Consider the following 14,134-nt stretch of genomic DNA (forward strand, 5'->3'; position numbering starts at 1 on the left):
ATGCGCAGTCCGCTCCTTCACTCTACCCCGAAGGTAAGGATTTTAGCCCAAGCAGCCAAGGTCTTACGGGCAGCCCGCGGTTCCGGCGCAAAGGTCAGGCGGTTCTTCTGCGGCAGAAATCTACCGGAGGCTTTCTGTTCCTTTGCCTATACACAGCCAATTCCCCGGGTACAGAAAACCCGTTTTAGAGCTGCTTTATGAAAAACAGCCTTAAAACGGGTTCTTGAAAAGACATTCCAGAAATCTGGCTTTTAAGTCTTCTCTTCGCCATTGAACTCAGAAACGGCATCGCTTAAGTCATACACCGGCACATTGGTGATGAACTGGTTAATAATGCTGGCTCCGGCAGCAGACCGGTACCCGCTGGCGCAATGCACCACAATGGGTTTATTAGTGGGAATCTCGTCTAAACGCTCTCTTAGCTCCGGCAGCGGAAGAGCGAGGGCACCGGCAAAAACCGGTTTCTCCTTTACCTCGGTCATGTTCCGGATGTCAACAATGGTGAATTCCTCTGGATGGGCTCTGAACTGCTCTACGTCTAACCTGGGCTCCTGCTCGGTGCCCGCAGGTGCCACAGACAACGCTCCGGCAATTAAGGGTTCATACCCAATGCTGGCCGATCTGCCGATCAGTTCCCTGAGTTTCTCCTCATCCTCGCTGATGAGGTAGAACGTTTCATCTGGCCACACAATAGAGCCTAGCCACGTCTCAAACTTAGGTCCGGCCTGCAGGTTAATGGCGCCTGGCACATGCCCTTGTTTAAACTGCTCCTGCGAGCGGGCATCTATTATGAGGCAGGCTTTGTCCAGTTCATGGTCTGCGCCGATGATGGGCACCTGTTTGATAGACGTCAGGTACTTGGGTGCTCCTTTCCGGTTCAGTTGCACGTCATACTCAAAGTACTTGGGCACGAACGGCTGATCTGAGGTAAGGTAAGCTACAAACTCCTCTTCGGTCATGGGCTGCAGCGCCGGATTGGTGGCCTTCTCGTTTCCGATGGTGCTGCTTTTGGCATCGCTCAGCTTTTTCCCGCAGAGGCTGCCCGCTCCGTGCGCCGGATACACCAGAACAGAATCTGGGAGGGGCATGAGCTTCTCGCGGGTAGACCGGTACATCTGCCGGGCCAGTTCCTCGCGGGCGGCGGTTTCGTTGCCCACGTTTTCACGTAGGTCCGGCCGTCCTACATCGCCCACAAAAAGCGTGTCTCCGGTGAAAACAGCGTGTTCTTTGCCTTCTTCATCGCGCAGCAGAATGGAGATGCTGTCTGGTGAGTGCCCGGGCGTATTGATGGCCTGCAAGGTTACCTGGCCTACTCTAAGCGTGTTTCCCTCGTCAAAAGGATTGTGCTTGTAAGTGGCCCCCGCGCGCTTGCTCACGTAAATGGCGGCGTGTTTGGCTTCTGAGAGTTCAAGGTGGCCGCTTACAAAATCGGCGTGGGGGTGTGTTTCAATGATAGCGACAATTCTGGCATCATGAAGCATGGCGTATTCTTCATACGGCTTGGGGTCTCGCGCCGGATCAATAACGGCAATCTCGGCATCACTCATCACGATGTAAGAGAAATGGGCTAGCCCTTTGTCTTCAAATTGTTCGATTTTCATAGCACTTGAAGCTTACGTACAGAATACCATCCTCGTTGAAGAGAACGGCTTTCCGGGGCAGGCACAAACTTCTGCTTTCTCTTAGGGCTTACCGCAAACAAGATCTGCTTGATTCCTGTTGTTTTTATGCTCTATTTTAGAAAGTACCCGGCTTGGGTATAATCTAAAGGCAGTATCTCCCGTAGGTGGAAATGAGTCTTCTATTGCAGGCTTGAGCGGCTTACGTTTTACGTTACTTTTTTTGGAAATCATGCAAATAACCCCCAAAGGAACCCTTATAGCGCTTGGCGGCGGCGACGATGACGGCTTAATCAGCCTTATCAGGTCTGAACTCTGCAGCGTCAACTCTAATATTGAGGTCATTACTACCGCTACGCTGGAGCCTATGGAGTCTGGCCAGGCCTACAAAGAAGCCTTTGAAGAACTGGGATGCAGCAGCGTACGGTTCATGCACATTGACGAGGACAACGAAGCCGATAAACCCGACTATTTCTCCCGTATTGAAAACGCCGAGGTGATTTTCTTTACAGGGGGCAACCAGTTAAGGTTGAAGGAGTTCCTGAGCGGCACCAAGCTGCACCAACTCATGCAGAAACGCTTCATGGAGGAAGAAATCACCATTGCCGGAACCAGTGCCGGGGCGGCAGCCATGTCTAACCGCATGATCTATGAAGGGTACGGCTATTACTCTCTGCTGAAAGGGGAGGTAAAAACCACCGACGGGCTGTCCTTTATCCAGAACGTGTTTATTGATACGCATTTCACAGAACGCGGGCGCTTTGGCCGGCTGGCCCACGCCATTGCTAAACGCCCTCAGTTCATAGGAATAGGCCTGGGTGAGGAAACCGGCATTATCATTAAAGGGTGCAACCATGTAGAGGTGTTTGGCACCGGGGTGGTCACCATCATGGATGCCTCGCATGTGCGTTACTCCAACATAAACGAGGTAGAAGAAGGCGAGCCCATTGCCGTAGAGAACCTTACCATGCACCTGCTGGTAGAAGGCCATGAGTACTGCCTGGCCGACCGGGTTTTCAGGAAAGTTTCTCAGCAGAAACAGAAAGAATCCAGCAAGACCTAGAAAGCTGTTGCCGGTTCCTGCTTAACCAGATAAGAAAGAAAAAGCCCAGTGCGTTTAGCACCGGGCTTTTCTGCTTTTTCATAGTTCAATGGGTTAATTCTTCAAGACCCGGCGGGCAATCTCTTTATTGTTGTCCGTTCTGATGTGCAGAATGTATAACCCAGACGCTAAGTGCTCTGTAGGGATTACGTGTAAGCCACTGGTCAGAGATCTGTGCGGAATGGCCGCCTCGTACACTTTCACTCCCTGGGTGTTGATCAACTCTACCTGTGCTTCTTTGAACTCCACGCTCTTCAAGGTGATCTTCAAATCATCGGTGGTTGGGTTAGGGAATACCGCTAACGATGACTGAGGCAGTTGCTCTGCTGATTTTGTGATGGTGAACGTCTGGAAGTCACTGTATACTTCTCTTATGGAGTTTTCCAGTTCCTCGTCTTCGGTTGTTCTTTGCCGGGTAATTCTCTCTGTGAGCACATTGCTAGTATTGTACGTAAGCACGTACTGGGTCTCACTGTCAAATTCCCAGGAATTACCATCCCACTCTTGGCTCAGGGAGTTGATTACGTTCATCCGTTCATCATAGGTGGTGATTTCACGGGATTCGTTCTCCCAGTTGGAACCAGAGGCTTCTTCGGTGGTGATGGTGAGTTTGCGGGTATTGGTGTCATAGGAACTGTTTACCCTTTCCTCATTTACCCAAGCATTATTAACCCATTCCTGGGTTTCATACATGATAAAGCCGGCGGGGTTGCCGCCACCGGTAGCCCACATGAAATTATGGCTTCTCTCATCATTAACCCAGCTATTTGAAGTGGCATCCCAGTTCTGGCTTACTACAATAGTGGGATTGGTTTCATTTCCGGTGTAGGTATAGGTGGTTTTTCCTGTGTTAACCAATGTTCCGGTGCCCGCCCCAAAGTTAGATTGGGAGGTGATGGTCAGCATTCTGCCCTGCGCATCATATGTGTAAGTAGATTTAAGATTACTCATCCACTGATTGGTTTCAGGGTTCCAGGTCTGCAACAGCGTCTCCGTTAACCTGAAATTGTCATAGGTATTGACCGCCCGGGACTGGTTCTCATCCTCAAACGTCAACACCTGCTCGGTTTGCTGAGCTCTGTTGTTATACGTGGTAGTATAGACACCAGCCACTTCCCAGGCTGGCGGAGAGGCCTGATTGTCCCAAGAATAGAATTCTGTCTTGCGGGGAAGGGTTATGGTGGTGGTCTGCGCAAAGGCACTCACGCAGAGGGCACAAAGCAATACCAAGATGTAAAGAGTTTTCATAAGCAAAGAGTTAAGGGGTTCTTAATGAATTATAAAGACACTAAATCTGATGTAACTCATTTCTGGATTGTCCTTATTCCCTAAAAGCAGCCTGTTGCTTCTCTTCCACTTCACTCACCTTGCTTTTTGCCAAGATATTTTAGGACAAGTTGTTACTGCTTGACAGCCTTTGTAAGAAATACCCCTATACACTCTAGGATATTTTTTTACCTACCTTCCTGAAAAACAGGCAATAAACAGCTTGCCGCTCTCTGTGCTTAAATGAAAAAGATGCGTTTCAGGCCTGTTTTGTATAAAGCAGCCCTGAAACGCACCTGAAAGTTCTCTTTAATAATTTGGTGGCTAAAACTACAGCCTGAATTCTTTCTGTAACTCCATGTTGATAGCCACGGCGGCTTTGGTACCTTCGGCCGCCGCCACAATCACCAACTGCATGTCTCGGGCGGCGTCTCCGGCTACATAGAGCCCCGGAACGTTGGTTTGCTGGTGCTTGTAGGTTCTTACCACGCCCTTGCTGGTGAAATCGCATTGCAGCTGACGGGCAAGGTCTGAGCGCTGGTCTGAGCCCGTGGAAAAGAACATGGCTTCCCGGTTTTCAATTTGTCCGTTCTTGAGCACAATGCGCTGCAAGTGGCCTTCCTCCCCCTCCAGTCTTTCAATGCCCGCGGTATTGATCTGCACCTTGTTACGCGCCAGGAGTTCGCGGTCTTCGCGGGTGAGGCGGTTGGTGCCGTCGGTGAAAAGCATAACGTCACTGCTCCAGGTTTTGAGGGAGAGCGAAAGGCCGATGGCATCGCGGTTCTTGCCGTAGGCTGCCAGGGGCTTGTTCTTGGATTCATACCCATCGCAGTACGGGCAGTGGTGAATGCTGGAACCATAGAACGGTTCTGCTCCGGGTAGCTTAGGCCATCGGTCACACAAGCCAGTGGCTAGTAATACTTTTCTGGAGAGATATACCTGGTCGTCTTCATCGCAGGCGGTAAAGAGATCTCCCTCTTTGGTGACCCGCACAATGCGCTTCTGCTTGAATTCTACCTCGTACTTCTCCAGGTCCTTCCGGCTCAGGCGCAGGAACTCGTCGGGCGGGGTGGCATCGCGGGAGATGAAACCGTTCATAGAATGAGAGTAGGAGTTGCGGTACTCCCCTGAATCAAACAAAGCCACTTTGCGCATGCAGCGCCCCAGCAACATGGCTGCGCTGAGTCCCGCCGGCCCGCCGCCAACAATTAACACGTCGTACATATTCTCTATATCTCTTAACCAGTCATGGCTAAACGCATCTGGCAAAAAAGAGATGGAAATTGCGTCACTTTTTTCGGCGTTTCGTCAGAAATGTGCTTTGCCCCAGCAACTTCCTTCCTGGGTTTGCTATCCCTTGCAGCACAGGCCATTAATATTTTCTAAAATACATAGTGCTTATGCATAACACTATTAGAATATCTATTCTGTTTTTCTATATTTGATTATCAAATCAATAAGATACAATTACATTTATTTTAACTGGCAAACGCATGAAAAGTAAAATTTTAGCTTTCCTGGGCAGTGCTGTGCTCTCAGCGGGCGTAGCCACCGCGGGAGGCTTCCAAGCCAACCTTCAGGGGCAGAAGCAGATAGGAATGGGGCACGCTGGTACAGGCCTGGCTTTAGACCAGAGTAGCATTTTTTTTAATCCTGGTGCTTTGGCTCATCTCCGCCAGAACGGCATTCAACTGGGTGTGAGTGCGTTAAATGCTAAAATAGCCTACCGTGAGCCGTCTCCCGGCATTTCCTCGGCCCAAACCGATAACCCCCTGAGCACTCCTTTCCAGGTGTATGCCTCCTATGGCAAAGAAGAAAGCCCACTGCGTTTCGGGATTGGGGTGTACACTCCGTATGGTAGTTCAGTGAACTGGGGCAACCTGTGGCAAGGACGTTTCGGGTTGAATGAACTCACCTTGCAGGCCATTTTTATCCAGCCAACCATCAGCTATCGTATTTCAGACAAATTAGGCTTTGGGGCAGGCTTTGTCTACTCTACCGGTAATGTGAACCTGCAGAGAAGCATTCCGTTGCAAGCCAGTAACTATGCCGAGGGTCAGGTAGAACTAGACGGTAATGCCAGCGGCTTCGGCTTTAACCTGGGGGTTTTCTTCCAGCCTGTTGAGAAACTCTCTCTTGGTTTAACTTACAGATCAAAAGTAGAAATGGAAGTGAAAGAAGGCGATGTAACCTTCATGCTTCCTTCTTCTCCATTGATCACAAGCCAGTTCCAGGCTACCCAGTTTGATGCCAAACTTCCTTTACCGGCCAACATTACGCTGGGGATTGGCTTTAGACCTACCGAGAAACTTGCTATTGCCGTTGACATCCAGCATGTGCAATGGAGCGCCTACAAAGCCCTGCGTTTTGACTATAACGCGCCCATCAGAGGTGAGAACTTCTCTGAAAGCCCCCGCAATTATGAAGATGTGTTCATTTACCGTTTAGGTGCACAGTACCAGGTATCTGACATTCTTACCCTGCGTGCTGGAGCGTACTATGACAAGTCTCCGGTTCAGGAAGGCTACCTTACCCCGGAAACGCCAGATGCCGACTCAAGAGGTGTTTCTGCCGGTTTAACCCTGGCACTGAGCGAAAAGGTAGACCTGGATGCTTCTTTCCTGTACATCAACAAGAAACAGCGCACCGATGATGCCAGCAAATCTGGTGGCGTGGCCGGCACCTACAAGTCAGTGGCTTACATCCCTGGGGTAGGCCTCAACTATAAGTTTTAATCTAAAGTACCATGAAGAACATATTCTACAAATTTGGCGCTGCGGCTCTTCTTTCCAGCGCGTTTCTTTTTTCTGGTTGTGATCCTGAGTTTGAAGATGATGTACAGGTAAGTGCGGGGTCTTTGAATTTAAGCAAATACGTAGCCGTGGGGAACTCCCTAACGGCCGGTTACCAGGACAACGGCCTGTACCTGGAAGGCCAGGTTTTCTCTTACCCTAACATTCTGGCCAACCAATTCTCTTTTGCGGGCGGCGGTGGATTTGCGCAGCCTTTGTTCTCCAATGAGCAGCGCAACGGTTCTGGCTACCTGCGGTTAAGCGGTTTCACGGCTACCGGTTCCCCTATCCTGCAGCCGGTAACCACCAACTTGGCTACTGAATCAGCTACCAGCGCTTTCTTTAAAGACGAGTTTACTGGAGAGGTGCAAAACTTGGGTATACCGGGCATCAGACTTGCTGATATAAAAACTCCAGGCTATGGTAGCGCCCAAGGCAACCCGTACTTTGAGCGCATTACGCCAGATGCAAATCAATTGCAGACATATTTGCAACGTGTTGCGGCTAGTAACCCTACTTTCTTTAGTTCTTGGTTAGGCAATAACGATGTTTTAGGATATGCAACTGCTGGAGGTTTTGCGGGGGCTCTCACCCCTGTTGAAACGTTTACTAATCTGTATACTGAATTAATTAATACCTTGACCGCTAATGGTGCTGAAGGTATTGTAGCCACTATTCCAGATGTGCGGGCAGTTCCTTTCTTTACGACTGTTGGTCCAACTGCCAAACCTCTTCTGGCTGCCGCAGTGGCTGCTGCCAATGCTCAAGGTCTTCCTATTACTGGTGTAACAGCCCTTAGTAAAAATACCGCAACCCGTATCACCATCACCCCGGCTTCTATCAAAGATGCATCTGGTGGAAGTATCCTCCTGACACTAACTTCCAGTGCGTATCTCCCTTTGATTGGACAACCAACCGGAAGATACTGGCGTGAATTGGCTGCTTCTCAAAACCCAACAAACCCTACAGCTCAACTGCAGGGCTATCTTGCCAATTTCCAGATTGATACCACCAAAGCTTTTGGGTTAGATCCAAGAAATCCGATACCTAGCGCTTTTGTATTGGATGATACCGAACAGAATGAAATAAATGCGGCAACCGCTGCCTTCAATGATATCATAAAGGCACAGGCAAACGCTAAGGGTTTGGCGATATTTGATGCTTACCAATACTTCAACAGCATCCAGGCTGGCTTTACCCAGAACGGGGTTGCTTACTCTCCGGCGTTTATCACCGGTAACCTGTTCTCTCTGGATGGGGTGCACCCAACCCAGCGCGGGTATGCCATCATTGCCAATGAGATGATCAAAGCCATCAATGCCAAGTATGGTTCAACCATCCCAACCATTGATGTGACCCAGTTCAGAGCGGTGTTGTTCCCGTAATACGGCCCCTGCCTCGCAGAAAAGACCAGCTTTCACCGGCTGGTCTTTTCGTTTGCACCAACTTGGGCTTCAACTATTTCAAGGTAAATCCGTTCGGTTATGTGGTGCTAAAAAGATAGATTTGTATACGTCCACCTAAATCTGTATTCCTATGAAAAATTACTCGCTTCTGCTCCTCTTGTTTTGCTGTACCTTTTTCCTGAACGCCTGCAGCGATGACGACGACACTCCTTCCAGAGAGGAAATGCTGATGAACAAGCGCTGGCAGATTACCGGCTTAACGGTCTCCACGCCCCTGGGATCTATAGATTACTATGAGGAATTTGAAGATTGCATGCGGGATAATTACATAGAATTCAGATCTGGTGGCATATTGGTCATGAACGAAGGCCCTACAAAATGTAATGATTCAGCGCCTCAGGAAAACCCCGGCACCTGGTCACTGGAAGGCAACACCCTTCGGATTAGTGGAATTGGGGCGGCCCTTTCCTTACAGGTAGATGAACTGGAACTACAAGTAACGGAACTGACCAACACCTCCCTTGCGGCTGATTTTGAAACTACTTTTTCAGGCTTCACGTTTGACGGCAACCTTGAAATGACAGTACAGCAGTAAACCTGCCAACCCACTAGAGGGTACCTATCACGCATAAAAACAGAAAGGGGAGCCATGGCTCCCCTTTCTGTTTTTATGCCGTTTTCTGAAAACGACCATCAAAACAGCACACCCTAACCAACTGCTTCCTTGGCTGCGAAGCCGTTGCTGGTCTAAGGATAGTTACCTCACCCAACAAGAAAGAGCAAAGCCCTTGAAACTCACCTGTCAGCAGAATCATTCTTGTTAAGCATCAAACAGTTACGGCTTTCTTTCACCTTTTCAATCTCCTTTCTCTTCTCTCCCCCATTATATGCCCCATCAATTCAGGTCTGGTATATCCAGCTTCACTCGCCCAAATTCTAGTTTCATCCTATTATGTTAAATTCCTGAACATTACGCGTAGGGGAATATTCTGATAATGAGGTCTTTACTACAGAACAGCAACTTATCCTTTGACACTTACTGATTGATTTAAGGATATGATCTGGCAGAGTAACCATTACCCTAAACCATAACTCATTATTTGTTTAATTTTTTATTTCCTACAACCATGTTCAAAAAAACGTTTCTGCTTACCATCTTAGCCGCATTCACATTGGTATTCACTTCTTGCGAGAAAGACAAAGACAAAAAAGATCCGGATCCAGAGCCAACCCCTACAGCTAAACTGGTAGGTAAAGAATGGAAACTCACCTCACAGAAAGCTAAAGTTGGGAACGGGCAAGAACAGAATGTGCTTAATGTCATCTATGAAGAGTTTGAAGTAGATGAAATTGTGGTGGAGTTTGATGACGAAGGAGGATATATGATTTCTTCTCATGGCGAAAACCTAGAGGATGGCACCTATGAAATAAACGGCGATGAGATAGAGTGGAATTACAAAGCTACTATCTCTTGGTTATCCTCTGATGAAGACATTCTGCCTTATGAATTTGAGATAAACGGTAACACGTTAAGGCTTATATCAAACGCGACGTACCAAGGCCAGCCTTTGAAAGAAACCATCACCTTTACCGCTCAATAAGCCTTCTCAGTTGGGGCTTCCTCTTCAATAGCCCCTATGGAGCAATAACCACCTAGAAGCCAAGGACCAGCTTTCCCCTAAGTTGGTTCTTGGCTTTTCTAATCAAAGCAAATAGGTCAGAATCAAACTAAAGCTTGGACCCATACACCTGGGTTTAGGCGACTTTTACAAAAAACAATCAAAAAACGCTTCTCCCACTGGGCTCAGTAAATCTCAGATGTCGCATCAGGACAGCCGGTTCAGTGGTGCTTTCTCCAACTTCAACCGCGTTCAATCATGCCTCAGTAAAATAGGGCACTTTTCTAAGAAATCTTGGTAGGGGGACTTCGGAGCTTCCTGGTCTATACAATACATCCGTCAACCTCCTGGCAGCATATCCTGCAATCTTACCCAGTACTGCCGGAAATAAGAAGAACAATCCAGTATCAATCTACTCTAACCTATAACCATTTACTTTTTCACTTTATCTTCTTAACCATGTTAAAGCAATCTTATTTACTCTCCCTGCTGGCCGCTTTCGTTCTGGTATTCACTTCTTGCAGCAAAGATGACAAAGATGACCCAACCCCAAGAATTGATGGTAAACAATTGCAGAACCATGAATGGGTGGTAACAGAGCACATAGTGAAAGCCACCGACGAGGAGGACTACGACGTATTAGCCGAATACGACGGTAATGAGGTAACTTTTGAATTTAAGGAGAATGGAGAATACACCATCTACGTTGATGGCGAGCATTTTTCAGAAGGCTCCTATGAAGTGAAAGGCGACAAACTAAATTGGGACTGCCAATTATCAGTGATTGGGCAGACCATGGAAGATGAAACCTCCTTCACCATCTCTGAACTGAGCAACAGTAAACTGAAGCTGACCTATTCCGTTAAGGTGCAAAATGTCACCGTAACTGAGAACATTGCCATGAACGCAAAATAAGCTTTGCTATATATAAAACAGAAAGGGGAGCCATGGCTCCCCTTTCTGTTTATGGTGTCTCCTGTTTTAGGCCTTCTTTAAGCAAAACAGGCTTAAAATGCTTAGTGCGCCTGTAACCAGTTTTCGCCGGTGCCCAGGCCTACTTCCATAGGTACGCTCAGCGGGAAGGCGTTTTTCATGAGTTCCTCAATCTTAGGCTGCACAACGGGCAGTTCTTCTTTGAGCACGTCAAACACCAATTCATCGTGTACCTGCAGGATCATACGGCTGGCCAGTTTCTCGTCGCGCAGCCACTGGTCAATGTTGATCATGGCTATCTTGATGATATCGGCGGCGGTGCCCTGAATAGGCGCGTTAATGGCGTTTCGCTCGGCGTAGCCGCGTATGTTCTGGTTCCGCGAGTTGATGTCGCGCAGGTAGCGTCTTCGGCCCAGAAGGGTTTCTACGTATTCCTGGTCGCGAGCCTGGTTGATGGCGCTGTCCATGTACTCTTTCACGGCTGGGAACTCCTGGAAGTACGCTTCAATTATCTCGGCGGCTTCGCGGCGCGGAATGGCCAGACGCTCAGCCAGACCAAAGGCCGAGATGCCGTAGATGATCCCGAAGTTGATGGTTTTGGCTTTCCGGCGCATGTCTGAAGTCACATCCTCCACGTTCACGTGGAACACCTTGGCTGCCGTAGAGGCGTGAATGTCCAGCCCATTCTGGAAGGCCTCTTTCATAGTGGCATCGTTGCTGAAGTGCGCCATGATTCTCAACTCAATCTGCGAGTAGTCGGCGGAGAGGAGTACGTGGTTCTCATCCCGCGGCACAAACGCTTTGCGTATCTCGCGGCCTTTCTCCGTCCGGATAGGGATGTTCTGCAGGTTGGGGTTGGTAGAACTCAAGCGCCCGGTAGCGGCCACGGCCTGGTTGTAGGAGGTGTGCAGGCGGTTATCCTCGTTGCAAACCAAGGCCGGAAGCGCATCTACGTAGGTACTCTTCAGTTTGGTCAGTTGCCGGTGGTCCAGAATCAGTTGCACAATTTCGTGCTCAAAGGCCAGTTTGGACAGAATCTCCTCGCCGGTGGCGTACTGGCCGGTTTTGGTTTTCTTGATCTTGCTTCCGCCTAGGCCCATGCGGTCAAACAGCACCTCGCCCAACTGCTTGGGAGAACCGATGTTGAACTCCATACCCGCCAGGTTGAAGATCTTCTGCTCTATCTCCTGAATATCGGTTTGCAGCACCTGGGAAGACTCGGCCAGGGCTTCGGCGTCAATGCTCACGCCTTCGCGCTCCATGTGACCCAACACGCGCAGCAGCGGGTTCTCCACATCGTTGAAGAGGCGTTTCAGGCCTTGTTTTTCCAGAAGTGGGTCAAAGTAGTTTTTGAGTTGTAAGGTGACATCGGCATCTTCGCAGGCGTACTCGTAGATCTGCAGGGCCGGCAATTTGTCCATAGTAAGCTGGTTTTTGCCTTTGCCCAGCAGCGTCTCAATGGAGATGGGCGTGTAGTTGAGGTAGGTCTCGGCCAGCAGATCCATGTTGTGGCGCATGTCGGGCTCCAGCAGGTAATGGGCCAGCATGGTGTCATAAAGCGGTCCCTGCACGTCAATGCCGTAGCGTTGCAGTACCACCAGATCGTACTTAATGTTCTGCCCGATCTTCACAATGGAAGGGCTTTCCAGCACTTCTTTGAACTCCTGCACTATCTCAAAGGCAGCTTCCTCATCGTGCGGCGGCACCGGAATGTAGTAGGCCTCGCCGGGCACGTAGCAGAACGACATCCCTACCAACCGAGCCGTGATGGCGTCAATGCTGGTGGTCTCGGTGTCAAAAGAGATTTCCTTCTGCAGTTTGAGATATTTCAAAAGCTGCTGCCGTTGCTCAGGGGTGGTGAGCAGGTGGTACTCGTGCAGCGTGGTATCAATGGTTTTGCGTACCCGCGGTGTGAACTCATCTGCTGTAGGTTCAGCGGCCGAGCCGATCTCCGGGGCAACGGTTTCTTCAGTGGCTCCAAACAACGAAGTCTGCCCGGTAGGTACGCTGGATTTCACGCCTTTGCCCACGGTAGGTTTGTTGCTCACGGGTTTGGGAACAGCCGGCGAGGCGGTGCCCAGCACGCGGGTAGCCAGTTGCCGGAATTCCAGTTCATCAAACAGGGCGGCTAGTCTCTCGGTATCCGGGCCATCGTAGCGCAGGCCGTCCTCGTCAAAGTCAATGGGCACGTCCAGGTGAATGGTGGCCAGTTCTTTGGACAGCAAGCCCTGCTCCGCAAATTTCTCCACGTTCTCCCGCTGCTTGCCTTTGAGTTCGTGCGCGTTGGCGATGAGGTTCTCTACGCTCCCGAAACGTTGGATAAGCGTTTTCGCGGTCTTTTCGCCAATTCCGGGGATTCCTGGGATGTTGTCTACGGCATCGCCCTGCAGGCCCAGAATGTCAATGACCTGCTTTACGTTGCTGATTTCCCAGCGCTCCAGCACCTTGGGTTTGTCAATCACCTCAATGGCGTTGCCCAGGAAAGCCGGCTTGTAAACAAACACGTGGTCGGTGACCAGTTGGTAATAGTCTTTGTCGGGCGTCATCATGTAAACATCGTACCCCGCCTTCTCGGCTTTGCAGGACAGCGTCCCGATGATGTCATCGGCCTCGTAACCGTCCATGATCAGGCCCGGAATGCGGAACGCCTCCACAATTTTCTTCACATACGGAATGGCAATGGCGATGTCCTCGGGCATGGCCTGGCGGTTGGCCTTGTATTCCACGAAGTTCTCGTGCCGGAACGTTTTTGAGGGTGCGTCATAGCAGACGCCAATATGGGTAGGCTTCTCGCGGTTCAGCAGGTCTACCAGGGTGTTGGTAAATCCCAGGGCTGCCCCGGTGTTCATGCCTTTGGAATTGATTCTGGGGTTCTTGCTGAACGCAAAATGGGCGCGGTAGATGAGCGCCATGGCGTCTAGCAGAAACAGGCGTTTGTCTGGTGTACTCATAGGCTAGCGAAGGTACGGGCAAAGCGGCGGCTGTGCAATGGTGGTTATTGTATAAACTATGGTTTGCGTAAAAAGTTGAAGGGTTTTGTTTTGGAAGTGTTTTTATGGAAAGAGGCTTGAAACAGGGTGGTTTGAGGTGCATGTAGTTTGCTTTTGCTGGCGTAGTGGCGGCTGATCCAGTGACTCATAGACAGCTTGTTTCATAGTTAGCCTCCGTGCGCTCACGGCCGCGAGGCCCCGTCTTCCCGCATCGCGCTGTACCAGCTTCCTTTGCTCCTTTCAGTCGCAATGCCTGTAGGCACCGGAACCTGCTAAGGCGCTCAACGGAAAGACTGGATTCGGGGAAGAGGCAGAATGATTGTGGAACCCTGTAGAGACAAGGCACTGCCTTGTCTCCTGCACGCATTGCCTTTTCATGGTTCAAGTCTGTGACTTGGACCTACTAT

Annotated in this window: 11 protein-coding genes; 7 read left to right on the forward strand and 4 right to left on the reverse strand. The window is 49.8% G+C overall.

Translation table 11 applies throughout. The features are described from left to right. Positions 1 to 251: 251 nt before the first annotated feature. On the reverse strand, positions 252 to 1,601 hold the full coding sequence (locus tag JT719_RS12005) for a rhodanese-like domain-containing protein (RefSeq protein WP_207433578.1): 1,350 nt from the start codon (positions 1,599 to 1,601) through the stop codon (positions 252 to 254). Between the two features lie 250 nt (positions 1,602 to 1,851). On the opposite strand from JT719_RS12005, the gene JT719_RS12010 reads away from it, so the two are divergent. Then, positions 1,852 to 2,682: a cyanophycinase gene (locus JT719_RS12010; protein ID WP_207433580.1), complete on the forward strand. Its 831-nt coding sequence runs from the start codon at positions 1,852 to 1,854 to the stop codon at positions 2,680 to 2,682. Between the two features lie 93 nt (positions 2,683 to 2,775). Here JT719_RS12010 and JT719_RS12015 read toward each other — a convergent pair whose 3' ends face one another. Together JT719_RS12015 and JT719_RS12020 are read right to left on the reverse strand one after the other, a co-directional pair. Beyond that, positions 2,776 to 3,969, reverse strand: a complete 1,194-nt coding sequence (locus JT719_RS12015) for a T9SS type A sorting domain-containing protein (RefSeq protein ID WP_207433582.1) — start codon at positions 3,967 to 3,969, stop codon at positions 2,776 to 2,778. A 348-nt stretch (positions 3,970 to 4,317) separates the two neighbouring features. Next, the gene (locus tag JT719_RS12020; RefSeq protein ID WP_207433584.1) at positions 4,318 to 5,211 is read right to left on the reverse strand and encodes an NAD(P)/FAD-dependent oxidoreductase; all 894 of its coding nucleotides are present in this window, start codon (positions 5,209 to 5,211) and stop codon (positions 4,318 to 4,320) included. A 24-nt stretch (positions 5,212 to 5,235) separates the two neighbouring features. On the opposite strand from JT719_RS12020, the gene JT719_RS12025 reads away from it, so the two are divergent. The 6 genes from JT719_RS12025 to JT719_RS12050 all read left to right on the forward strand — a co-directional run bounded on the left by JT719_RS12025 (position 5,236) and on the right by JT719_RS12050 (position 10,719). Continuing rightward, positions 5,236 to 5,373, forward strand: a complete 138-nt coding sequence (locus JT719_RS12025) for a hypothetical protein (RefSeq protein ID WP_207433586.1) — start codon at positions 5,236 to 5,238, stop codon at positions 5,371 to 5,373. Between the two features lie 107 nt (positions 5,374 to 5,480). Continuing rightward, positions 5,481 to 6,722 (forward strand): OmpP1/FadL family transporter, encoded by a 1,242-nt coding sequence (locus JT719_RS12030; protein WP_207433588.1) that lies wholly within the window; start codon positions 5,481 to 5,483, stop codon positions 6,720 to 6,722. Positions 6,723 to 6,733: 11 nt separating this feature from the next. Continuing rightward, on the forward strand, positions 6,734 to 8,164 hold the full coding sequence (locus JT719_RS12035) for an SGNH/GDSL hydrolase family protein (protein ID WP_207433590.1): 1,431 nt from the start codon (positions 6,734 to 6,736) through the stop codon (positions 8,162 to 8,164). Positions 8,165 to 8,315: 151 nt separating this feature from the next. After that, entirely contained in the window at positions 8,316 to 8,780 is a 465-nt protein-coding gene (locus JT719_RS12040; protein WP_207433591.1) for a lipocalin-like domain-containing protein, read from the forward strand. A 532-nt stretch (positions 8,781 to 9,312) separates the two neighbouring features. Further along, on the forward strand, positions 9,313 to 9,786 hold the full coding sequence (locus JT719_RS12045) for a lipocalin family protein (protein ID WP_207433592.1): 474 nt from the start codon (positions 9,313 to 9,315) through the stop codon (positions 9,784 to 9,786). Positions 9,787 to 10,263: 477 nt separating this feature from the next. Then, complete coding sequence (locus tag JT719_RS12050; RefSeq protein WP_207433593.1) at positions 10,264 to 10,719, forward strand: hypothetical protein; 456 nt, start codon at positions 10,264 to 10,266, stop codon at positions 10,717 to 10,719. Between the two features lie 101 nt (positions 10,720 to 10,820). Here JT719_RS12050 and polA read toward each other — a convergent pair whose 3' ends face one another. Continuing rightward, positions 10,821 to 13,688 (reverse strand): DNA polymerase I, encoded by a 2,868-nt coding sequence (gene polA, locus JT719_RS12055; protein ID WP_207433594.1) that lies wholly within the window; start codon positions 13,686 to 13,688, stop codon positions 10,821 to 10,823. Positions 13,689 to 14,134 lie beyond the last annotated feature (446 nt).

Origin of the sequence: Sabulibacter ruber, from assembly GCF_017355955.1 — a bacterium.
In the GTDB taxonomy this organism is placed as follows: Bacteria; Bacteroidota; Bacteroidia; order Cytophagales; family Hymenobacteraceae; genus Nibribacter; species Nibribacter ruber_A.